This window comes from Rhodococcus phenolicus (genome assembly GCF_001646785.1).
Lineage (GTDB): Bacteria > Actinomycetota > Actinomycetes > Mycobacteriales > Mycobacteriaceae > Rhodococcus > Rhodococcus phenolicus.
Genome location: NZ_LRRH01000091.1, coordinates 13,117 through 34,334, shown reverse-complemented (window position 1 = coordinate 34,334; position 21,218 = coordinate 13,117). Strand labels below are relative to the sequence as shown.

The 21,218-nt window shown below is 68.9% G+C and carries 20 protein-coding genes; 8 read left to right on the top strand and 12 right to left on the bottom strand.

The genetic code is table 11. From position 1 onward, the window contains the following. Nucleotides 1–4: 4 nt before the first annotated feature. Nucleotides 5–1,945, bottom strand: coding sequence for a propionyl-CoA synthetase (locus A8G15_RS23470; RefSeq protein ID WP_082900120.1), 1,941 nt, complete (start codon nucleotides 1,943–1,945; stop codon nucleotides 5–7). Nucleotides 1,946–2,051: 106 nt separating this feature from the next. Between A8G15_RS23470 and A8G15_RS23465 the strand changes: the two genes are divergently transcribed. Continuing rightward, complete coding sequence (locus A8G15_RS23465) at nucleotides 2,052–2,726, top strand: GOLPH3/VPS74 family protein (RefSeq protein WP_068165233.1); 675 nt, start codon at nucleotides 2,052–2,054, stop codon at nucleotides 2,724–2,726. 19 nt (nucleotides 2,727–2,745) lie between these two features. On the opposite strand, the gene A8G15_RS23460 is transcribed toward A8G15_RS23465, so the two are convergent. Together A8G15_RS23460 and A8G15_RS23455 are read right to left on the bottom strand one after the other, a co-directional pair. Beyond that, nucleotides 2,746–4,269, bottom strand: a complete 1,524-nt coding sequence (locus tag A8G15_RS23460; protein ID WP_068165231.1) for a carboxyl transferase domain-containing protein — start codon at nucleotides 4,267–4,269, stop codon at nucleotides 2,746–2,748. A gap of 29 nt (nucleotides 4,270–4,298) precedes the next feature. Beyond that, a complete protein-coding gene (locus A8G15_RS23455) occupies nucleotides 4,299–5,360 on the bottom strand; it encodes an AraC family transcriptional regulator (RefSeq protein ID WP_082900114.1) in 1,062 nt (353 codons plus the stop codon). 300 nt (nucleotides 5,361–5,660) lie between these two features. On the opposite strand from A8G15_RS23455, the gene A8G15_RS23450 reads away from it, so the two are divergent. Genes A8G15_RS23450 through A8G15_RS23430 form a run of 5 tightly spaced genes read left to right on the top strand, consistent with a single transcriptional unit; the run spans nucleotide 5,661 to nucleotide 10,667 of the window. Then, nucleotides 5,661–6,635 carry a quinone oxidoreductase family protein gene (locus A8G15_RS23450; RefSeq protein WP_068165271.1) on the top strand — a complete coding sequence of 325 codons (975 nt, stop codon included), beginning with the start codon at nucleotides 5,661–5,663 and terminating at the stop codon, nucleotides 6,633–6,635. Nucleotides 6,636–6,663: 28 nt separating this feature from the next. Next, a complete protein-coding gene (locus A8G15_RS23445; protein WP_068165230.1) occupies nucleotides 6,664–7,554 on the top strand; it encodes a TauD/TfdA dioxygenase family protein in 891 nt (296 codons plus the stop codon). A 49-nt stretch (nucleotides 7,555–7,603) separates the two neighbouring features. Further along, on the top strand, nucleotides 7,604–8,656 hold the full coding sequence (locus tag A8G15_RS23440) for a beta-keto acid cleavage family enzyme (RefSeq protein ID WP_068165228.1): 1,053 nt from the start codon (nucleotides 7,604–7,606) through the stop codon (nucleotides 8,654–8,656). Between the two features lie 52 nt (nucleotides 8,657–8,708). Then, nucleotides 8,709–10,040 (top strand): MFS transporter, encoded by a 1,332-nt coding sequence (locus A8G15_RS23435; protein WP_068165227.1) that lies wholly within the window; start codon nucleotides 8,709–8,711, stop codon nucleotides 10,038–10,040. 33 nt (nucleotides 10,041–10,073) lie between these two features. After that, entirely contained in the window at nucleotides 10,074–10,667 is a 594-nt protein-coding gene (locus tag A8G15_RS23430; protein ID WP_068165225.1) for an RBBP9/YdeN family alpha/beta hydrolase, read from the top strand. A 14-nt stretch (nucleotides 10,668–10,681) separates the two neighbouring features. On the opposite strand, the gene A8G15_RS23425 is transcribed toward A8G15_RS23430, so the two are convergent. The 5 genes from A8G15_RS23425 to A8G15_RS23405 all read right to left on the bottom strand — a co-directional run bounded on the left by A8G15_RS23425 (nucleotide 10,682) and on the right by A8G15_RS23405 (nucleotide 15,422). Beyond that, on the bottom strand, nucleotides 10,682–11,875 hold the full coding sequence (locus tag A8G15_RS23425) for an ABC transporter permease (RefSeq protein ID WP_068165224.1): 1,194 nt from the start codon (nucleotides 11,873–11,875) through the stop codon (nucleotides 10,682–10,684). Continuing rightward, the gene (locus tag A8G15_RS23420) at nucleotides 11,872–12,762 is read right to left on the bottom strand and encodes an ABC transporter ATP-binding protein (protein ID WP_068165222.1); all 891 of its coding nucleotides are present in this window, start codon (nucleotides 12,760–12,762) and stop codon (nucleotides 11,872–11,874) included. The genes A8G15_RS23425 and A8G15_RS23420 overlap by 4 nt, the downstream gene beginning before the upstream one ends. After that, complete coding sequence (locus A8G15_RS23415) at nucleotides 12,759–13,295, bottom strand: hypothetical protein (protein ID WP_068165220.1); 537 nt, start codon at nucleotides 13,293–13,295, stop codon at nucleotides 12,759–12,761. The genes A8G15_RS23420 and A8G15_RS23415 overlap by 4 nt, the downstream gene beginning before the upstream one ends. A gap of 1 nt (nucleotide 13,296) precedes the next feature. Next, nucleotides 13,297–13,572 carry a helix-turn-helix transcriptional regulator gene (locus tag A8G15_RS23410; RefSeq protein WP_068165218.1) on the bottom strand — a complete coding sequence of 92 codons (276 nt, stop codon included), beginning with the start codon at nucleotides 13,570–13,572 and terminating at the stop codon, nucleotides 13,297–13,299. A 158-nt stretch (nucleotides 13,573–13,730) separates the two neighbouring features. Further along, complete coding sequence (locus A8G15_RS23405; protein ID WP_068165216.1) at nucleotides 13,731–15,422, bottom strand: SulP family inorganic anion transporter; 1,692 nt, start codon at nucleotides 15,420–15,422, stop codon at nucleotides 13,731–13,733. A gap of 227 nt (nucleotides 15,423–15,649) precedes the next feature. Here A8G15_RS23405 and A8G15_RS23400 point away from each other — a divergent pair, with 227 nt between their 5' ends. Then, nucleotides 15,650–16,225: a TetR/AcrR family transcriptional regulator gene (locus A8G15_RS23400; protein WP_068165215.1), complete on the top strand. Its 576-nt coding sequence runs from the start codon at nucleotides 15,650–15,652 to the stop codon at nucleotides 16,223–16,225. A gap of 7 nt (nucleotides 16,226–16,232) precedes the next feature. On the opposite strand, the gene A8G15_RS23395 is transcribed toward A8G15_RS23400, so the two are convergent. Beyond that, complete coding sequence (locus A8G15_RS23395; protein ID WP_068165212.1) at nucleotides 16,233–16,607, bottom strand: RNA-binding S4 domain-containing protein; 375 nt, start codon at nucleotides 16,605–16,607, stop codon at nucleotides 16,233–16,235. Continuing rightward, on the bottom strand, nucleotides 16,604–18,241 hold the full coding sequence (locus A8G15_RS23390; RefSeq protein WP_068165210.1) for an ABC-F family ATP-binding cassette domain-containing protein: 1,638 nt from the start codon (nucleotides 18,239–18,241) through the stop codon (nucleotides 16,604–16,606). The genes A8G15_RS23395 and A8G15_RS23390 overlap by 4 nt, the downstream gene beginning before the upstream one ends. Nucleotides 18,242–18,380: 139 nt before the next feature. Between A8G15_RS23390 and A8G15_RS23385 the strand changes: the two genes are divergently transcribed. Further along, on the top strand, nucleotides 18,381–18,884 hold the full coding sequence (locus tag A8G15_RS23385) for a pyridoxamine 5'-phosphate oxidase family protein (RefSeq protein ID WP_068165208.1): 504 nt from the start codon (nucleotides 18,381–18,383) through the stop codon (nucleotides 18,882–18,884). 105 nt (nucleotides 18,885–18,989) lie between these two features. Here the strand turns inward: A8G15_RS23385 and A8G15_RS23380 are convergent, their stop codons facing one another. Continuing rightward, complete coding sequence (locus A8G15_RS23380) at nucleotides 18,990–20,054, bottom strand: S1C family serine protease (protein ID WP_068165206.1); 1,065 nt, start codon at nucleotides 20,052–20,054, stop codon at nucleotides 18,990–18,992. Beyond that, nucleotides 20,051–21,151 carry an NAD(P)-binding domain-containing protein gene (locus tag A8G15_RS23375; RefSeq protein ID WP_068165270.1) on the bottom strand — a complete coding sequence of 367 codons (1,101 nt, stop codon included), beginning with the start codon at nucleotides 21,149–21,151 and terminating at the stop codon, nucleotides 20,051–20,053. Before A8G15_RS23375 ends, A8G15_RS23380 begins: the two co-directional genes overlap by 4 nt. Between the last annotated feature and the right edge of the window lie 67 nt (nucleotides 21,152–21,218).

The window sequence follows — 21,218 nt, the reverse complement described above, 5'->3', positions numbered from 1 at the left end:
CGGATCAGCCGCCGAGCTGCTGTTCCAGTGCCTCGAGGACCGCAGGGTCCTCGATGGTCGACGGCACGGTGTACTGCTCGTGGTCGGCGATCTGCCGCATCGTCTTCCGCAGGATCTTGCCGGACCGGGTCTTCGGGAGCGCCTGCACGACCGTCACGTCCCGGAAGGTCGCGACAGCACCGATCTGGTCGCGGACCATCGCGATCAGCTCCTGCCGCAGCGTCTCCGGCTCGATGTCGGCGCCGGCTTTGAGAACGACGTAGCCGCTGGGTCGCTGGCCCTTGAGCTCGTCGCGGATCCCGATGACCGCGCATTCGGCGACCGCGGGATGCGACGCCACGACCGCCTCCATGCTTCCGGTCGAAAGGCGATGTCCCGCAACGTTGATCACGTCGTCGGAACGACCGAGGACGAACACGTAGCCGTCCTCGTCGATGTACCCGGAGTCGCCGGTGAGGTAGTAGCCGGGGAACGTGTCCAGGTAGGAGCGCCGGTAGCGGTCCTCGTCCTGCCACAGGCCGGTGAGGGTGCCCGGCGGCAACGGCAACGCGATGACGATGTTGCCCTCGGTGCCCGCTTCCACGGCTCTGCCCTCACCGTCGACGATCTCGACGCGGTAGCCGGGAACGGGGACGGTGGGGGAGCCGGCCTTGAGCGGCATCGGGTCGAGACCGCGCAGGTTCGCTGCGATGGCCCAGCCGGTCTCGGTCTGCCACCAGTGATCGACGACCGGACGGTCGAGGACCCGGGTCGCCCACTCGTAGGTGTCGGGATCGAGGCGCTCACCGGCGGCGAACAGCGTCTGCAGCGACGAGATGTCGTACTTGGCGAGTTCGGCGGCCTCGGGATCGGCCTTGCGGACGGCGCGGATCGCGGTCGGGGCCGTGAACAGAGCGCGCACACCGTTTTCGGAGATGATCCGCCAGAACGCACCCGCGTCCGGGGTACCGACCGGTTTGCCCTCGTACATCACCGTCGTCGCACCGACAAGCAGCGGTCCGTACACGATGTACGAGTGGCCCACCACCCAGCCGACGTCCGAGGCGGTCCACCACACGTCGCCGGCGGAGATGTCGTAGATGGCCCGCATGGACCAGGTCAGCGCGACCGCGTGCCCGCCGTTGTCGCGCACCACGCCCTTCGGTTTCCCGGTGGTTCCCGAGGTGTACAGGATGTACAGCGGGTCGGTGGCCGCGACGGTGACCGGGTCGGCAGGGGACGCGTCGGCCACCAGTTCGTCCCAGTCGAACCACGCCGCCGAGGAGGTCTTGTAGTCCGCTGCGGCCCCGGGAATCGAGTCGCGATTCTTCACGATCACCGTGTGCGGCGGCGTCTGCGACAGGGTGACGGCCTGCTCGACCATCGGGAGGTACTCGATGGTGCGGCCCGGCTCGAGACCACCGGACGCGGTCACCAGCAGCACCGGCCGGGCGTCGTCGATGCGGGTGGCGAGTTCCTTCGCGGCGAACCCGCCGAAGACGACCGAGTGGACGGCGCCGATACGGGCGCACGCGAGCATCGCGACCGCCGCTTCCGGGATCATCGGCATGTAGACGATGACCCGGTCGCCGGCGACGACGCCCTGGTCGCGCAACACTCCGGCGAAGGTGGCGACCTCGGCGAGCAGCTCGGAATAGGTGTAGGTGCGCTTGGCCGGGACCATCGCCGAATCCCAGATCAGCGCGGTGCGGTCGCCGTGACCCGCCTGCACGTGCCGGTCCAGGGCGTTGACGCTCGTGTTGAGCGTGCCGTCCGGGAACCACCGGAAGGTGGGCGCGTCGGAACCGTCGAGAGCCCGGGTCGGCGCGTCCACCCAGTCCACGCCGCGCGCGGCGTCGAGCCAGAACGTCTCCGGGTCGTCCACACTCTGCCGGAACGCCTCCGCGTACGAGCTCATCGAATCGTGTCCTTCCTCCGCACTGCACTGTGACGCCGAACACCCTATGTGACCCGGGGCGGCGCAGCGTGTGTTACCGGGGTGCCGCGTCCGTACCGTGCGCCGGACGGTGCGGATCGGGCGACGAGCGGGGGACCGCCGGTAACGTGGACGCATGATGCTGCTGGCCGAAGACCTGTTGCTGGTGCTGCTGGACGACGAGTCGGGCAAGGCGATCGTCGACGGTAGTGCGTTGCCCCGTGTGCTGGCCGGAGCGGTGCTGCTCGAGCTCGCGTTGTCCGGCACGGTCGCGCCCGACACCGACGGCACCGTGGTCCGGAAGGGCAGGCTCGTGGTGCGCCGGGATCCCGCGCCGGCCGATCCGGTGCTCGCGGACGCCGCCCGCAGGCTCGCCGATGCGAACCCGATGAAACCGGCCGCGGCGATCGAGAAACTCACCAAGGGTCTGCAGGACACGCTGCTCGAGCGGATCGTGCACCGCGGCTGGGTGCGCGAGGACCGTGGGCGGATCCTCGGTCTGTTCCCGACGCGCCGCTGGCCCGCGGTCGACGAGAGCCACGAACGTGGGGTGCGCGCCGAACTCCGCGCCGCGCTGGTCGACGGGCTCACTCCGTCCCCGCGGACCGCGGCACTGATTTCGCTGCTGTCGGCCGTCTCCGCGGCGCCGAAGATCTTCCCCGACGCGGACAAGAGGGTCGTGAAGCAGCGTGCGAAGGAGATCGCCGACGGCGAGTGGGCCGGGGCCGCGGTCCGTCGGGCGGTCGACGCGGTGAACGCCGCGATGATCGCCGCCGTCACCGCGGGCGCCGTCGCGGCCTCCGGCGGGTGAGAGGCGGGTCTCGCCGCGTCTACCGGTCGGCGGATCCGTGTTCGGGGAGGCCGAGCCGACGGTAACGCTCGAGTCGCCGGGCGTACCTCGCATCGGCGGATTCGCGTGCCAGCCCGCCGAGTTCGACGGCGACGGCCGCGCCGATCCGCTTCACGAACTCGGTGGGTTCTTCTGCAGCGTCCGGGAATTCGGGAACGACACCGTCGACGATGCCGTGGCGCAACAGATCCCGCGAACGCACCCCCTGCGCAGCGGCCATCTGCGGGGCATGAGTGGTGTCGCGGTGCACGATCGCGCTCGCACCCTCCGGCGGCAGCGGCGCCAGCCATCCGTTCTGCGCGCACAGCACACGGTCGGCGGGCAGCAGTGCCAGCGCTCCGCCGCCGGTGCCCTGGCCGAGCAGCACCGACACGGTCGGCGTCGGCAGCGTCACCAGATCGGCGATGCACCGGGCGATCTCCGGTGCGAGGCCCTTCTCCTCGGCTTCCCGCGACAGTGACGCGCCGAGGGTGTCGATGACCAGCACCAGCGGCAGCCGCAACTCGTCGGCGAGCCGCATCGCACGACGCGCTTCGCGCAGCGCACCCGGTCCCATCGTCAGCGCGGCGGACTGGCCGCTGCGGTCCTGACCGAACAGCACGCACGACACGCCGCGGAATCGGGCGAGTGACAGCAGCACAGTCTTGTCGGCCTCACCCTGCCCGGTGCCGGACAGCGGTACCTGCGCCGACGCGGCGTGCCGCAGCAGTTGCCGGATGCCGGGCCGTTCGGGCCGGCGCGACAGGATCACCGACTGCCATGCCGGCACGTCCGGCACCTGATCGATGTCGGTGACGGCGGACGCGGCGCCTTCGTCCGGGTTGCTCGGCTCGACCAGGACCCGCAGGGTGCGGTGCACGAGCCGGCGGACCGCCTCGAGCGGCACCACTCCGTCGATCACGCCTTTCGCGGACAGATTCTCGGCGGTCTGCACGCCCGCCGGGAATTCCTCGTGGTAGAGCGCCTGATAGACGCGCGGACCGAGAAACCCCACGAGCGCACCGGGTTCGGCGGCGGTGATGTGACCGAGCGAACCCCACGACGCGAACACTCCGCCGGTCGTCGGATTGCGCAGATACACGAGGTAACCCAGATGTGCGGCCTTGTGCGCGGCGACCGCCGCGGCGATCTTGACCATCTGCACGAACGCGAGCGTGCCCTCCTGCATGCGGGTGCCGCCGGAGGTGGGGGACGCGAGCAGCGGTACCCCTTCGGCCGTGGCGCGTTCGATCGCCGAGACGATGCGCTCGGAGGCCGCCACGCCGATCGAGCCGGCCAGGAACGCGAACTCGCACGCGATGATCGCGATGGGGCGGCCGTGCACGGTGCCGATGCCGGTGATCACCGATTCGTCGACGCCGGAGCGTTCGGCGGCCCGCTCCAGCTCGGCGCGGTACGCCGCGTCGGCCCCGACGTCGACGGGAGTTGTGTCCCAGGAGACGAAACTGCCGTCGTCGAGGACGCTGTCGATGAACTCCTGCGCGGAGATCCTGCTGCCGGCCACGTCGCCTCCACCTGTCGTCGTTCTTTGCGTCAACCTATACCGGACTCCGGCGCAGGCCCGAACGACGACGCGGCGGGCTCGGGGGGCCCGAGGCCGCCGGCTGCGGCGCGCCATCGACTCGGGCTGTGGCCGAACTGATTTCGGAACCAGCGCGAGAAGTTCGCGGGGGAGGAGAATCCGAGCAGCTCGGAGACCTCGGTCAGCGAGTGCCGCGTGTTTCCCACCATGTGCGAGGCCAGGTCGGCGCGGGTGGACTCGAGCACCGAGGAGAACGTGTGGCCCTCCGCGGCGAGTTTGCGGTGCACGGTCCGGCGATCGACCCCCAGGCTCCGGGCGACCTGCTCGGCCGAGCATCGCCCGGTGGGCAGGAGCAGTTCGATCAGGTCACGGACCCTGCTCGCGGTGGTCACGTCCCGGCGGGCGTCGATTCCCTCGAGGAACTTCTGGGTGTACGGGCGCAGCAGCGGATCCGACATGACGTTCGGCGCGTCGAGATCCTTGCTGTAGAGCGAAATCCCGTCGAACCGTTCACCGAAGAACACGTCGGTCCGGAACATCCGGCGATAGGGAGCGGGATCGCGGGGTGCGGGACGGGTGAACGAGACCGACACCGGCCGCCAGGTCCGGCCGAGGAACCCCAGCAGCAGTTGGTACAGCACCCCGACCGCGAGGTCGATCGATTGGGGGAAGTCGCCGGGAACACCCACGTCGAGTCCGACGCGCAGGGTCGTGATCCCGGCGTTCTCGCTGATCCGGGTTTTCAGGGCCTCGTTGTACATGTGCTCGTAGTGAACGAGCATCTTCACGGCGCTGCGGACGTCGGGTTCCTCGCGGACGACCAGGCTCAACGGGCCGAGGTTCGAGAAGCGCCGCAGTTCGGCGAGCGCGATACCGAAGTCCTCGCGCCCCGATGCCGCCGCCGAATTCTCCAGGAGTCCCGCGATCGCCGATGCCGGTACCCACCGGTCCTGGAGGCTCAGGCCGGCGGGATCGAGTCCTGCGTCACGGACCATGCGCGCGGGGTCGAGCCCGACCGAATGCGCGAGGTCGACGTAGTCGTTGAGCGCCGCATGGCGGGCGAGTGGTTTCACGTGGTCACTCCGATGTCCCGAGATGAACAGGACCATGTCCCGTAGGGATAAGCATAGAGAGCGTGCGGCTTCTAGTGTTAGTCACATCACACAAATCGCCGGGAGGAGGCGCGATGCACGGTTCGCACCGCGACATCGTCCCTCCTGTCCCCGGCACACCCCACAGGGCGTGAATCCGCGCCGGTGAGTGCCGCGATCGCGCACGGGGCCGATCCCGCACGCGACCGGATCGAACACACCCGAATTCGGCCCGCCGATCGCAGCCCGGCTGCGAGCAGGTGCGTCCGCGAAGGAGATACCGTGGCGAAAGCAGTCCGCTTCTACGAAATCGGTGGCCCCGAGGTTCTGACCTGGGAAGCCGTCGAGGTCGGTGACCCCGGGCCGGGCGAGGTCCGAATCCGCCACGAGGCCGTGGGGATGAACTTCGCCGACACCTACTTCCGCACGGGCCTGTATCCGGCCCCTCTTCCTGCGGGAATGGGCGTCGAGGCGGCCGGCGTGGTCGAGGCGGTCGGCCAGGGCGTCGACGGTTTCACGCCCGGCGACCGCGTCACCTACACCGGCAGCCCGCTCGGCGCCTACAGCACCGAACGCGTGATGCCGGCCGGGCACCTCATCCGCCTGCCCGACGCGATCTCGTTCGAGACCGCCGCGGCGATGACGATGCGCGGCCTCACCACCGCGTATCTGCTGCGGCGGATCCGGCCGCTCGCGGAAGGCGAGACGGTCCTGCTCCATGCCGCCGCCGGAGGTGTCGGCCTGATCTTCACCCAGTGGGCGAAGCTGTTGGGTATCAAGGTCATCGGCACCGTCTCCACGGAGGAGAAGGCGGAAGTGGCCCGGGCGCACGGGTGCGACGAGGTGATCCTGTACACCCGCGAGGACGTGACCCGCCGCGTCCGCGAACTCACCGACGGCAAGGGTGTTCCGGTGGTGTTCGACAGCATCGGCGCCACCACCTACGAGACGTCACTGGACTCGCTCGCCCGCCGGGGTCTGCTGGTCTGCTTCGGCACGGCGTCCGGTCCGATCCCGCCGATCGACGCCATGCAGCTCGCGATCAAGGGCTCGCTGTACGTGACCCGCCCCGCGCTGGCGGACTACATCGCCGACCCGGTCGAGCGAGCCGCTCTCGCGGGCGAGCTTTTCTCGCACGTCGCCGCGGGTGACATCACCATCGAGATCAACCAGCGGTACGGCCTCGAGGACGCCGTCCGCGCCCACCGCGACATCGAATCCGGCCGCAGCATCGGCTCGTCGGTCTTCACCCTCTGACCCCCGTACGAACCCGAAGGACACTCCCATGACCGCACTGCTTCCTCAGACGGGCGACACCCGCACCGACTTCCGGGTCGAGCGGCTCACCGCCACGATCGGCGCCGAACTGTCCGGTGTGGATCTCGGCGAGGTCGCCCGCGACGGAGAACTGTTCGCCCGGCTGCGCGCGCTGCTCCTCGAACACAAGGTGCTCTTCTTCCGCGACCAGGACATCAGCTGCGCCGAACATGTGGCTCTCGCAGAACGATTCGGCACTCTCGAGGACCATCCCGTCCTCGGTAGCCACCCCGATCATCCCGGCCTGGTGCGGATCTACAAGGATCTCGACAGCGGACCCGAGCACTACGAGAACGCCTACCACTGCGACGCCACGTGGCGGGAGAACCCGCCGATGGGCTGCGTGCTCCGATGCGTGGAGACGCCTCCCGTGGGCGGCGACACCATCTGGGTCAACATGGCCGAGGCCTACCGCAGGCTGCCGGTCCCGGTGAAGGAGAAGATCGGCCGACTGCGTGCCCGGCACAGCATCGAGTCGAGTTTCGGTGCGGCACTGTCGACGGAGGAGCGACACGCCCTGCACGCCCGGTTCCCCGACGCCGAGCATCCGGTGGTCCGCACCCACCCCGAGACCGGCGAGAAGATCCTGTTCGTCAACTCGTTCACGACGCACCTGGTCAACTACCACACCCCCGAGAACGTCCGTTTCGGCAGCGACTACGCGCCCGGATCCGGAGACCTGTTGCGGTATCTGACATCCCAGGCGGCGATCCCCGAGTACCAGGTGCGCTGGCGCTGGACCCGGAACAGCGTCGCAATCTGGGACAACCGCTCCACGCAGCACTACGCCGTCCAGGACTACTGGCCGGCGGTACGCAAGATGGAACGCGCCGGCATCGTCGGCGACCGGCCCTTCTGACCTCTCGTCCCCCTCTCACCGATACCCAGACCGAAAATGGAGACCTCCCATGCATTTCCACGACGATGCCCTGTTCCCCGAGTGCCAGGACAAGCTGGTCGTCACCGCCGCGCCCTACGGTCCCGAATGGGAACCGGCCGACTTCCCCGAAGACCTGCCGCTGACCATGGACCAGCACATCCAGCAGGCCGTGGACTGCTACGAAGCCGGGGCCACGGTGCTGCACATCCACGTCCGGGAACTCGACGGCAAGGGCTCCAAGCGCCTGTCGAAGTTCAACGAGCTGCTCGCCGGACTGCGCGAGGCCGTGCCGGACATGATCCTGCAGGTCGGCGGTTCCATCTCGTTCGCACCGGAAGGTGAAGGTGCCGAGGCGAAATGGCTGTCCGACGATGTGAGGCACATGCTCGCCGAACTCGACCCGAAGCCGGACCAGGTGACCATCGCGATCAACACCTCGCAGATGAACATCATGGAGCTGATGACCGCGGACGACATCGCGGGCACCTCCATGGAACGTCCCGAGCTCGCGTCGACCTACCGTGAGATGACCGTGCCGGCCGGGCCCGAGTGGGTCGAGGAGCACCTGCGCCGTCTCCAGGCGGCAGGAATCCAGCCGCACTTCCAGCTGTCGAGTATCCCGCAGCTCGAGACCGTCGAGCGACTCGTCCGCCGTGGCGTCTACACCGGCCCGCTGAACCTCACCTGGGTGGGTATCGGCGGCGGCTTCGACGGCCCCAACCCGTACAACATCATGAACTTCATCCAGCGCGTCCCCGACGGCGCGTGCCTGACCCTTGAAACCCTCATGCGATCGGTGCTTCCCGTCAATGCGATGGCCATCGCGATGGGCCTGCACACCCGATGCGGCAACGAGGACACGATCTGGGGACGCAAGGGCGAGAAGATGACGTCTGTCCAGCAGATCCGGCAACTCGTCCGCATTGCCGATGAACTCGGCCGCGAGGTCGCCACCGGGAAGGAAGCCCGCGACATCTACCGCATCGGCGAGACCTACCGGGACGCCGACGAAACTCTCGCCAGGCTCGGTTACGCGCCGAACCGCCGTCCCGGCCAGGTCGGCTTCACCGGGCGCTCCTGAGCGACCCTCGTCCCGAGTCCCCACCCACCGACACGTCTCCCCAGGAGCACCCATGGGACTGCACACCACCTCATTCGCCGTTCCCGACGTCCCCGCCGTCGGAACGAGCACCCGGTCACGGCTCTACCCGTGGATCGTCTTCGCCCTCACCTTCGGACTGCTGCTCTCCGACTACATGTCGCGGCAGGTCCTCAGCGCCGTCTTCCCGTTTCTCAAATCCGAATGGAGCCTGGCGGATTCGCAGCTCGCATCGCTGACGAGCATCGTCGCGCTGATGGTCGGGTTGCTCACCCTCCCGCTGTCGCTGCTCGCCGACCGGTGGGGCCGTGTCAGGAGCCTGGTGCTCATGGCCGTGCTGTGGTCCGTCGCGACGCTGCTGTGTGCGGTGGCGAGCAACTACGAGCAGATGCTCGGCGCCCGGTTCCTGGTCGGAGTCGGTGAGGCCGCTTACGGCAGTGTCGGTATCGCCCTGGTACTGAGCGTGTTCGCTCCGCGGCTCCACGCGACCCTCAGCGGGGCCTTCATGGCCGGGGGCTCGTTCGGTTCGGTCGTCGGTGTCGCGCTCGGCGGTGTGATCGCGGTGAATCTGAGCTGGCGGTGGTCGTTCGCCGCGATGGCGGTGTTCGGTCTCATCCTCGTGGCGTTGTTCCGTTGCCTGGTCAGCGAACGGAAGCTGGCACGGTACTCGGTCGACGACGCTGCCGACACGAACGTCGCGGCGGCACCGGACGGCTTCCGCGCTCCCGTGTCGAGCCTGTTCACCAATCCCGCGGTGCTGTGCGCCTACGCCGGGGGTGGCTTGCAGATGTTCACCGCGGCGGTCCTGCTCTCGTGGACGCCGAGCTTCTTCAACCGGTACTACGGCCTCGCTCCCGGCAAGGCGGCCGTGGCCGCGGCGATCGTCGTCCTGCTCGTCGGCAGCGGCATGGTCGTCTGCGGCGTGATCACCGACCGCGTCGGACGTCTCGACATCGCCCGGAAGTGGACCACCGCCATCGTCTACTGCGCGATCTCCCTGGTGTCGCTGACCGCGGCGTTCCGTCTCGACGCGGGCACCGCCCAGTTGGTGCTCCTCGGCATCGGTGCCTTCTTCTCCGCGGGATCGTCCGGTCCGACGGCCGCGATGGTCGCCAACCTCACCCATTCGTCGGTTCGCGCCTCGGCTATGGGGACGCTCACCGTCGCGAACAATCTGCTCGGACTCGCGCTGGGCCCCTTCGTCATCGGGATTCTCGCGGATCGGCTCGGCCTGCTCGGCGCGCTTCAGCTGTCGCCACTCGTCTATGTCGTCGCGGTTGTCGCGTTGATCGCCGGCAAGCGGTTGTATCCGGCGGGTCTGCGCCGGTTCGCCGAGCTGGGTGCCCGGACCGTCCCGGTCCACTGACCCATATCGTTCCCGACAATCCCGGAGCCCATCGTGAACTCGTCCCCGTCCCCGACCGTGGTCATCGTGCCCGGCCTGCGCGACCATGTCGCCGATCACTGGCAGACCCTCCTCGCCGAACGACTCGACGACACCCGCATCGTGCCGCCCCTCGATCACGACAAACTCGACCGCGCGGCCCGCGTCGCCGCCCTCGACGCCGTGCTTGCCGACGTCACCGGCCCGGTGGTGCTCGTCGCGCACAGCGCCGGCGTCGTCACCACCGTCCACTGGGCGCAGAATCCGACCCGCCCGGTCCGAGGGGCACTGCTCGCGACTCCGGCGGACGTGGAAGTTCCACTCCCGCCCGGATATCCGACGACTGCCGAACTCGAACGAGGAGGATGGCTTCCCGTGCCCCGCCGTCGGCTGCCGTTCCCGAGCATCGTCGCGGCGAGTCGCACCGACCCGCTCGCCGCCTTCCGCCGGGTGGCCGGAATGGCGGAGTCGTGGGGGAGTCGCCTCGTCGATCTCGGTGACGTCGGACATCTGAATCCCGCGGCCGGGTACGGGCGGTGGCCCCGGTCCGAGGAACTGGTGCGGGAACTGATCGGCGACCCCGGCCCGGTGTACTCGCACGCGACGTGAACGCCGCTACGGACTCACCGTCCGAGCGCCTCCTTCCACGTGACCGTGCGGCCGATGCGCAGGATCGAACGCTGGTAGATCTTCGCGGCCACGACACCGAGCAGTGCGGTGACGACGATCATGAGCACGACCGTGCCGACGATCTGGACGGGCGATGCCACCCCGGCCGCGATCCGCAGCGGCATGAGAATCGCGGAGAACGGCGGGATCCAGCTCAGGACCGTGCTCCACGTGGCGTCGGGATCGTCGATGGACGAGAACGCGGCGAAGAACATCGCGAGGATGATCATCATCAGCGGACCCGAGGTGGAGTTGACGTCCTCCTGCCGCGACACCATCGACCCGGCGGCGGCGTACAGCACCGCGAAGAACGCGAAGCCGAGCACGAACCAGCCGAGCGTGCTCGCGAACACCCCGAGCGCGGTGCCGGTGATGGTGAGGGTATCGGTGGCGAGGGCAGCTCCGACCCCCACCACACCGTACGCGGCGAGCTGCAGCAGGCCGACGGCGCCGATACCGATGATCTTGCCCCACAACAACTGCAGCGGACGCAGCGTCGACAACAGCAGTTCGACGACGCGCGACGACTTCTCCTCGACGACCCCCATGGCGACATACATGCCGAACAGCAGGATCTGCATGTACAGCAACACCACGGCGACGATCGACAGAATGACCCGCTCGCCCTGCTCGGGATCGGGGGGATCGAGCGCTTCTACCACGACGGCCGACCGTGCGGTCGCGTTCGCGATCTCGGCGGGATCGACGCCTCGCTCGGTCAGCGCGGCGGATTGCGCTTCCTGCGCGACAGCGGCGTCGACGAGGGTCTTCAGCCCGGTGTCGATCTCCGATTCGGTGACGGCGGTGACGCTCGCCGTCTCGTCCGGGATCAGGGCGACGTCGAGTTCGCCGGCGGCGACCTGTGCGCGGGCGGATTCGGCGTCCGGCGGATCGGAGATGTCCAGCGGCATGCCGGTGGAGTCGCCGATCGCAGAGAGGGTCGCGCTCAGTCCCGGCGCGGCGACGACTCCGACGGTGGGCCGGTCGTCGTCGGATCCGGAGAGGATCGACATCGCGACGATGCCCACCACGATCGCAACGAGCACGATCGCGTTGCTGATGACGAAACTCTTCTTCCGGACCTGGGTGGAGAATTCGCGGCGGGCGACGAGCCCGATCGCGCGGGTCGCGGTCAACGGTGCGCTCATGCGGACACCACCTCTCGGAACAGATCGGTCAACGACGGCCGGTGCAGCGAGAACTCGTGGACGGGACCTGTTTCGAGCGCGGTCTTCAGGACCTGCTGGTCGTCCACGCCCGCGGCCACGGACAACACCGTCCGGCCGTCCGTGTGCTCGACCGTGCCCACACCGGGCAGCCCGTCTGCCCAGCCCTCCGGTGCCTGCGGTGCGTGCACGACGAGACGGGCGTCGCCGCCGGAGCGCAGTTCGTCGACGGTGCCGACGGCGCGCATCCGTCCCTTGGCGATGATGCCGACCCGGTGGCACAGGCGCTGGACGAGATCGAGCTGGTGGCTCGAGAAGACCACGGGAACACCGCTGTTCGCCTTCTCCACGAGGACGTCGCTCATCACGTCCACGGCGACGGGGTCGAGGCCGGAGAACGGTTCGTCGAGTACGAGCACCTTCGGGTCGTGGACGAGCGCGGCGGCCAGCTGAACCCGCTGCTGGTTGCCGAGGGACAGCGAATCGACGGTGTCCCCGACCCGTTCGGCGATGCCCAGTCTCTCGGTCCACCGCCGCACCGCGGCGTCCGCATCGGAGCGGGACAGGCCGTGCAGCTGGGCGAGATAGGACAGTTGCTGCCCGACCTTCATCTTCGGATACAGTCCGCGTTCCTCAGGCATGTATCCGATGGTGCGGCGCACGTCGAGGTCCACCGGGTTTCCGTCGAGCAGTACCTCGCCCGAGTCGGCGGCGAGCACGCCGAGAGTGATGCGCATGGTGGTGGTCTTGCCGGCGCCGTTGCTGCCGACGAACCCGAACAGCTCGCCGGGCCGGACTTCGAAGCTCAGATCATCGAGGGCGACGGTGTCGCCGTAGCGCTTGGTGAGATGGCTCAGGGTCAGGGTCACAGGGCGTCCTCCGGGTCGTCGTCGGGGCGGATCCAGGCCAGGATCATTGCGGGCAGGCAGCCGGCGAACAGAATCGACGTGAGCGCGAAACCGCCTGCGGCGTAGCACAGGTCCTGGTGATCGAGGCTGTCGATGCTGGATCCGAACACGAGCGCCAGGACCGGGATCATCACGAGGGACTGGGCGACGGTGAGTCCGATCGACCGCGCGCTGTTGCGTTCGGCGATCTCCCGTTCGTCGAGGGCGTGCCGGGGTGCGTCGGACAACCGGCTGGACACGATCTGCAGGGACGTCCAGGTGACGAGGAATACGAGTGTCAGAGGTAGCCAGGCGATCGCGGCGACCAAGGTGAAATAGGTGGCGGTGGTGGTCACGAACATCGCGGCGAACACGACAGCGAGGATCACCGTGAGGAGCCGGCGGCGTGATCGGGTGCGCCAGGACGGGAGCCACCGTGAGGTTTGCTCCTGATTCTTCAGGAATCTGCGGGTGCGGTGCGCCTCGTACCGCTCGAGCAGGTTCTGCGCGGGCATCTCAATCCTCCTTCGGTGCGGGGCGGTGCAGGCCGGCGGACAGCGGGGCGAATTCCGTGCGTGCGAACACGGCCTCGACCGGCAGGCCGAACACGTCGCAGATGCGGAAGGCGAGGTCGAGGCTGGGGTAGTGGTCGCCGCGTTCGAGGGCACCGATGGTCTGGGGATTGACCTCGACCAGTTCGGCGAGCTGGTTGCGGCTCAATCCGCGGTCAGCGCGGAGCACACGGATCCGATTGAAGATGGGGAGGGTTTCCCCACGACGTACCGGGCTCATGCAACAAAGTGTTGTAAAAACACAACGATATGTCAAGCTGGCCAGTCCGAGCGAGCGGTACACTCGCCAGGCCTGAGGAGATGAGCGATACATTCGCTCGGGCAAGCCGGACCCGGGGACGCGTGTCGGCGGTGCTCGGCCGGATCACGAGCCGATTGTCAGGCGCGGTCGGCGAGCCAGGCCCGGGCGCGGGCCAGTGCGGTGTCCAGCGCGCCGAGCAGTTCGTCGGTCGACTCGATGATGTTGTCGCGTCCGATCGTGTCGGTCAGGCCGCTGTGTCCGAAGATGCGGGCCAGGTCCGGTGTGACGCCTGCGATCACGAGGAGGCTGCCGTTGCCGGCGAGGGTCCGCGCGTGGCGGGTCAGATCCCGGATCACCGTGGCCGACGGCACGTCCGGCATCGTCCGCACACTCAGGACGACGACACCGTTGCGGGTGTTCCGTATCGACGGCCACGACTCGTCGATACGGGGGACCTCGGCGAACAGGCCGACTCCGGCATAGTGCAGCACGGTGACCTGCCCGCTGGGGCATTCGCGAGGCAGGTCGACGACGCGCCAGCGATGATCGTCGCCCGGTTCGAGTGCGACCAGTTTCGCAGCGCGGGACGCCTGCCCGCAGTACAGCAACAGCGACAGCACCGCACCGAGAAGAATCGCGTACTGGAGCGGTATCTGCGTCGTGGCGAAGAACGTGACCAGCATCGCCACCGCCGACCACGGCGCCGTGCGGAAGACCAGGCGGATGTCGGGCCAGCGACCGGTCACGAGTTCGACACCGATGACCAGGACCAGGCCACCGATCACTGCCATGGGGATGATCTCCGCCACCGAACCCGCGACGAGGACCAGTCCGATCAGCCAGAGACCGGCGAAGATTCCCGACCAGCGGGTCTGCGCGCCGGCGGACACCGCGACACCGGTGCGCGACAGCGATCCACCGGTGGGCAGGGCACCGAAGAATCCACCGGCGAGATTCGCCGCGCCCTGGGCGGCGAAGTCGCCGGATGCGTTCGGCCGGCTGCCGTCCGGATTGGGGACGGCCCCAGAGATCCCGGCGGCCTGCGCAAGCGCCACCAGTGCGACGGCGAACGCGCCGAGCAGTAGGTCGGGGGCCGCGCCCGGATCGGGAAGGACCGGCATCGGAAGCGAGTTCGGAATCGCCGCGATGTCTCCCACGGTGTCGATCTCGAGTCCGAGCGCCGCGACGACGGCGGTGACGGCCACCAGCGCGATGAGCGTGGCCAGCGACGCCACCCGTTTCACGGCACGGAACACAGCCCACACCGCGACCGTCGCCGCCGTGACCGCGACCGTCGTGCCGTCCCACGAACCGACGTGGACGATCGAATCGACGATCTTGGCGATCGTGTTGTGCCGGTCCGGGTCGTACCCGGTCGCATCGCCCAGCACACCGGCGATGATCTGCACGGCGATGCCTGTGGTGAATCCGGTCATCACCGCGCTCGACACGAAGTTCATGATCGATCCGGCGCGGAGCAGGCCGAGGAGGGCCATGACGGCACCGACGAGGATCGCCAGCGTCGCGACGTTCGCCGGGTCGGTGGGGTCCAGTCCGGCCGAGGAGAGCACGCTCTGCGACGACAGCGCGATCGCGCTGGTCAGGGTGGTCACCATGAGAACCGTGCGGGTGAAGAACGACCCGACGAGGGTCGGGACCATTCCGGAATAGAGTCCGGTGACGGGGTTGAACCCGCCGATGGAGGCGTAGGCCATTCCTTCCGGGATCGAGAACAGGCCGGTGACCAGACCCGACACCACGTCGCGGGGGGTCGGGCGCCCGAGTCTGTCCGCGGCGGACCGTCTCGTGTGTCCCGGCAGGTGCGCCATCGGGTCAGCGTCTCACCGCGCCCGCCGGCCGGACCTCACCCGTTTCGGGTGGAATCCGGCGGGGCCGCGTGCGGTACCGGCAAACCCGGGGTGAAAACGTGCGGAACAGCGCGAAACGCTGCGTTTGCGCACGTTTCATCCTTCGTGACCGGTCGAAGTGTAAGTACGGTTACTCTTTTGTGCAAGGGATCACATTGTTGGGTCCGCGAGGCGAGGATGGAGGAGACATGGCTTCCGACGGCGCAAAGAGGAAGGTGCCCACGCGCGGCGCCCAGTTGCGGTATCTTGAGGCCGGCCTCGACGTGCTCGGCAGGCAGGGGCATGCCGGGTTGAAACTGGCGACGGTGTGCGAGGCGGTCGGAGCGACCACCGGATCCTTCTACCACGCGTTCCCCAACTGGCCCGAATACACGTCCGCGCTCATCCGCTACTGGCGCGAAGCCAAGAGCGACCGGCTCATCAGCAGTGCCCGGGAGGTCGCCGACCCCGTCGAACGGCTCGAATTCCTCATCGACATCGCCCTGAACCTGCCCCACGATTCGGAGGCGGCGATCCGCGTGTGGGCCGCCCACGATCCCGCCGTCCGGGCGATCCAGGTCGAGGCCGACGAGGAACGCCGGCAGTTCATCGCCGACGCCTACTTCGACGCGACCGGCAACCGCGAGCTGTCCGAACGGCACGCGACCGTGGCGATGTACATGCTTGTCGGCTACGAGAGCGGAACCCAACGATCCCGGGACGACCTCGCCTGGGCCTTCCGTACCTTCGTGGAACACGGGCTCTCACCCGCCCGGGAGGAGTGAGGGCGCGTCAGTCCTCGTTGAACCCGCGGATGCGGTCCAGTTCGCGGCGGTCCTTCTTCGTCGGACGTCCGGCGCCGCGGTCGCGTTGCGGGATCGACGCGAGGATCTCCTTCGGTGGGGGCGGGGGACTGTGGTCGATGTAGGCGGTCGCCGCGATCGGGGCGCCGACTCGCTTGTTCACGAGCTGCGTGACCTCGACGATCTTCTCGAGGCCGTGGGCGCGTACCCGGACCTCCGCGCCGATCGTCACCGGCGTCGACGGCTTCGCGGTCACCCCGTCGACGCGCACGTGCCCCGCCCGGCACGCGGCCGCAGCGGCCGAACGGGTCTTGAACAACCGCACCGACCACGTCCAGCTGTCCACCCGGACACTGCCGCTCATACGTTCTCCTCGCTCAGCGTGCCGTCGTCGAGCCGCCAGCGCCGGGTGCTGCGGGTGGTGTCGAGCATCCGGCGGTCGTGCGTGACGAGCAGCAGCGTCCCGTCGAAGCTGTCGATGGCCTGTTCGAGCTGCTCGATCGCCGGGAGATCCAGATGGTTCGTCGGTTCGTCGAGCACCAGCAGGTTCACCCCGCGGGCCTGCAACAGCGCGAGTCCGGCCCGGGTGCGTTCACCGGGGGAGAGCGACGACGCCGGCCGCAGCACGTGATGGCCCCTGAGCCCGAACTTCGCGAGCAGCGTCCGCACCTCGGCATCGGGCAGGTCCGGCACCTGCCTGCCGAACGCCTCGACCAGGGGTTCGTCCCCCTCGAACAAGCCACGCGCCTGGTCGATTTCGCCCACCTCGACCCCGGAACCGAGCGACACACTGCCCGCGTCGGGAGTCAGCGTGCCCAGCAGCAGTCCGAGCAGCGTCGTCTTCCCGGCGCCGTTGGGTCCGGTCACCAGGATTCGGTCACCCCAGTCGACCTCGGTCGTCACGGGACCGAAACGGAAAGCGCCGCGGCACATCTCGGCACCGTTCAGCGTCGCGACCACCGCGCCGCTGCGAGGCGCTGCCGCGATCGACATTCGCAGTTCCCACTCCTTGCGGGGCTCCTCGACGACGTCGAGCCGTTCGATGCGGCGCTGCGTCTGGCGTGCCTTCGCCGCCTGTTTCTCGGTGGATTCGGCGCGGAACTTCTTGCCGATCTTGTCGTTGTCCTTCGACTTGCGGCGCGCGTTGCGGACGCCGTGTTCGAGCCAGTTGCGTTGCATCCGAGCGCGATCCTCGAGCTGCTGCTTCGTGTCGGAGTACTCCTCGTAGGCCTCGCGTGCGTGCCGCCGGGCAACCTCGCGTTCGACGAGATACGCCTCGTACCCGCCGTCGTACACGGCGATCTGCTGCTGCGCCAGATCCAGTTCGACGATGCCGGTGACGGTCCGCGCCAGGAACTCCCGGTCGTGGCTGACCACCACGAGCGCGGTGCGGGTCTCGGCGACGAACCGCTCGAGCTGTTCGAGCCCGGCCAGGTCCAGGTCGTTGGTCGGTTCGTCGAGCAGCAGTACGTCGTAGCGCGACAACAGCAGCGCCGCGAGCCCGGTGCGGGCCGCCTGCCCACCGGACAGCCCGGTCATGGGAGCGTCGAGCCCGACGTCGAGACCGAGGTCCGCGACGGTCTTCTCGGCGCGCTCCGCGAGGTCGGCGCCGCCGAGCGCGAGCCACCGTTCGAGCGCGGGGGTGTATTCGTCGACGTCGGATTCGCCGAGTGCTTCCGCCGCGGCATTCATGACCCGTTCGGCCTCGGCAACCCCGGTGCGGCGTTCGAGGAACCCGAGGATCGTCTCCCCGGGAATACGCTCGGGTTCCTGCGCGAGATAGCCGACGGTCGCATCGGGCGGGCTGAGTGAGACCGTGCCGGTCACGTCGGCGGTGCCGACACCGGCGAGGGTGGTGAGCAGCGTCGACTTCCCGGCTCCGTTCGCGCCTACCAGGCCGATCACGTCGCCGGGCGCGACCGTCAGGTCCAGGCCGCTGAACAGGGTTCGCTCGCCCCGGGACGCGGACAGACCGTCGATACGCAGTGTTGCACTCACCCGGCGATTATCCCGCTCCGGGTGAACGGTCCCTTCACCCGGTCAGGCCGGATGAAGGTTCCCGTCACCCGGGATGCTGAGTTTCGGCGGCCGGGGAGGTCGGTATCGGTGGACAATCGAGCAAACGAGGGAGGCTGGCATGAGCACACCGGTGACCACGATCGACACCCGATTCGGTGATGCGGACGCGCAGCCGATGGCGTGGAGCGACACCGAACACCTTCTGACGGACGCGGAACTGTACTGGCTGAGCACCACCGGCAGCGGTGGCGGCCCGCACGTCACGCCCCTGATCGGGCTCTGGCGCGACGGCGCATTCTGGTTCTGCACCGGACCGGGTGAGCAGAAGGCCCGGAACCTGGAGCACGAAACGCAGGTCGCGGTGACGACCGGAACGAACACCTGGGCCGACGGCACCGATGTGGTCGTCGAAGGAAACGCACACCGGGTCACGGATCGGGCGCGGTTGCAGGAACTCGCAGACGCCTATCTCGCCAAGTACGGAGAGCAGTGGCGTTTCGAGGTGGTCGACGGCGGATTCGGCGGCGACGAGTTCACCGCCGGGGTCTTCCGGGTCGACCCGCGCAAGGTGCTCGTGTTCGCGAAGCATCCGCACGGGCAGACCACGCACCGGTTGCGCTGAGGTTCGGGCAGTAAATCCGGCGGCCGCGTTTTCCGCGCCGACTGTGCACAACTTGTCGCGATTTTCGACGGAAGGCGACAAGATCTGCACACTCGACCTCGGGTGTCAGCGCGCCGGACCGGCCTCGACCGTCACGGACGCGGTCTGCGGCGCGCCGGTCCTGTCGTGCCAGCCGATGCGGACACTGTCGCCGGGGGCGTGCGCCATCAGGAGGGTTTCGAGGTCGCCGTGGGAGCCGACGGGCTTGCCGTCGAACGAGGTGATGACATCGCCGATGTCGAGCCCCGCGGCGTCGGCCGGTGAATCGAACGACACCCACAGCACCTCGGCGCCGCGGTTCTCACCGTCCTCGCGGACCGTGGTGACGGTGACTCCGAGCAGCGGTGTCGCGCCGACGTGCACGGTGCCGCCGCTCGTGCCCGAGCGGATCTGATCGACGACCCGCATCGCCGCGGAGATCGGCACCGCGTAGGCCTCGGGGGCAGTGGCGGTGTCGGCAGGGTCCTCGCCGACCGCGCCCGCCGTGTTCACCCCCACCACCGCACCGAACTCGTCGACGAGCGGACCACCGGAATCACCCGGCCGGATCGCCGCATCCGACTGCAGCATTCCGGTGAGCCGGTGCCGTGACCCGTCGGCCGAATCCCGCACCACCACGTTCCGGCCGGTCGCGACGATCGTGCCGGGAGCCGCGACCACCACGCCGCCGCCGTCGGCGTTGCCGAACGCGGTGACGGCGGTACCCACCAGGAGTGGGTTCGTGTCGGCCAGGGTCGCGACCGGCAGATCCTGGGCGCTGCCGAGTTGCACGACCGCGATGTCGTGGGCGCGGTCGTATCCGTTGACGGCGACGTCGTAGCTCAGGCCGGTCGCGGCGCTGACGGCGGTGATCTCGTCGGCCCCGCTGACGACGTGATGGTTGGTGAGCACGAGCCCGTCGGGGGTCAGGACGATCCCGGTGCCGGCGACCCCCGTCCAGCCGTCGGTGGCCGTGAGCGTGACGACCGCGGGCACGATCCTGGCGGCCAGTTCCTCGGCGGTGGGCGGTTCCGCCGCCACCGGCGGCGGTGGGGGAGGTACGACCGTCTCGACGACGGCGGGGGCGGACAGGGCCAGGCTCGCCGCGGTGGCGAATCCGAGCACCAGCGTCGCCGCCCAGCGCGCGCTCACCTCGCGCGCGCCTGTTCGTCGAGGTGGTCGACGAGTTCACGGGCCGCGGCCCGTCCGGCGCGGTTCGCGCCGATCGTCGACGACGAGGGGCCGTATCCGACCAGGTGGATCCGCGGGTCGGCGGCCACCTGCGTCGCGAGCCGGCCGGTCATGGTGATCCCGCCCCCGGGGTTGCGCAGTCCGAGCGGCGCCAGATGGTCGAGGGAACTGCGGAAGCCGGTGCACCACAGGATCACGTCGACGTCCAGCTGTCGTCCGTCGGGCCAGCGGACGCCGTCCTCGGTGATCTCGGAGAACATCGGAAAGCGTTCGAGCACACCGCGTTCGCGGGCCGCGCGGATGGCCGGGGTGACCGGCAGGCCGGTCACCGACACCACTGATCCCGGTGGCAGTCCCTGCCGGACCCGGTCCTCGACGATCGCGACCGCGGCCCGCCCGATGCCGGAGTCGAATTTCTCGTCCCGCCAAGCGGGTTCGCGCCGGGTGACCCAGGTGGTGTCGGTGACGCGGGAGATCTCGTCGAGCAACTGCACCGCGGAGATGCCACCGCCGACGACGAGGACGTGCTTGCCGGCGAATTCGTCGGCGGTCCGGTAGTCCTTGGTGTGCAGCTGCCGTCCGCGGAATCGTGCGGCGCCGGGGTACCACGGTACGAACGGGTGTTCCCAGGTTCCGGTCGCGTTGATGATGCCGCGCGCGGCGTACACGCCGTGATCGGTTTCCACGCGCAGGTATTCGCCTCGATCGCACACGACGACGACCTGGACGGGCCGGCGTACCGGAAGGTGGAACCGTTGTTCGTAGGCTCCGTAGTACTCGGGGACCGCGGACGCGGCGGCGACCGTCCCGTCGGCGGTGTCGACGGCCGCGGCGAACGACGATCCGGGCAGGTCGTGGAGTCCGTTGACGGTGTCCAGGGTCAGCGACGGCCAGCGGTGCTGCCAGGCGCCGCCGGGACCGAACGACCGGTCCAGCACCACGAACCCGGTGTCCGGGGCCTTGCCGAACTTCTGCAGATAGTAGGCGGCGGACAGTCCGGCCTGGCCTGCGCCGATCACAACGATGTCCACGGACATGTCGGAGTCGCCGGTCGGCATCGTGTCCGCCCCCTCTGTCGTGGCCTCGTCTGTGGAACCCATGATGCCCGGTGCGGGGGCGGTCCAC

Excerpts from the sequence above, each read along its gene's own strand:
- A8G15_RS23410 (WP_068165218.1), bottom strand. The coding sequence starts at position 13,572 with ATGAGCCCGGTACGTCGTGGGGAAACCCTCCCCATCTTCAATCGGATC.
- A8G15_RS23385 (WP_068165208.1), top strand. The coding sequence starts at position 18,381 with ATGAGCACACCGGTGACCACGATCGACACCCGATTCGGTGATGCGGAC.
- A8G15_RS23405 (WP_068165216.1), bottom strand. The coding sequence starts at position 15,422 with ATGGCGCACCTGCCGGGACACACGAGACGGTCCGCCGCGGACAGACTC.
- A8G15_RS23465 (WP_068165233.1), top strand. The coding sequence starts at position 2,052 with ATGATGCTGCTGGCCGAAGACCTGTTGCTGGTGCTGCTGGACGACGAG.
- A8G15_RS23400 (WP_068165215.1), top strand. The coding sequence starts at position 15,650 with ATGGCTTCCGACGGCGCAAAGAGGAAGGTGCCCACGCGCGGCGCCCAG.
- A8G15_RS23395 (WP_068165212.1), bottom strand. The coding sequence starts at position 16,607 with ATGAGCGGCAGTGTCCGGGTGGACAGCTGGACGTGGTCGGTGCGGTTG.
- A8G15_RS23425 (WP_068165224.1), bottom strand. The coding sequence starts at position 11,875 with ATGAGCGCACCGTTGACCGCGACCCGCGCGATCGGGCTCGTCGCCCGC.
- A8G15_RS23435 (WP_068165227.1), top strand. The coding sequence starts at position 8,709 with ATGGGACTGCACACCACCTCATTCGCCGTTCCCGACGTCCCCGCCGTC.
- A8G15_RS23440 (WP_068165228.1), top strand. The coding sequence starts at position 7,604 with ATGCATTTCCACGACGATGCCCTGTTCCCCGAGTGCCAGGACAAGCTG.
- A8G15_RS23415 (WP_068165220.1), bottom strand. The coding sequence starts at position 13,295 with ATGCCCGCGCAGAACCTGCTCGAGCGGTACGAGGCGCACCGCACCCGC.
- A8G15_RS23445 (WP_068165230.1), top strand. The coding sequence starts at position 6,664 with ATGACCGCACTGCTTCCTCAGACGGGCGACACCCGCACCGACTTCCGG.
- A8G15_RS23375 (WP_068165270.1), bottom strand. The coding sequence starts at position 21,151 with ATGCCGACCGGCGACTCCGACATGTCCGTGGACATCGTTGTGATCGGC.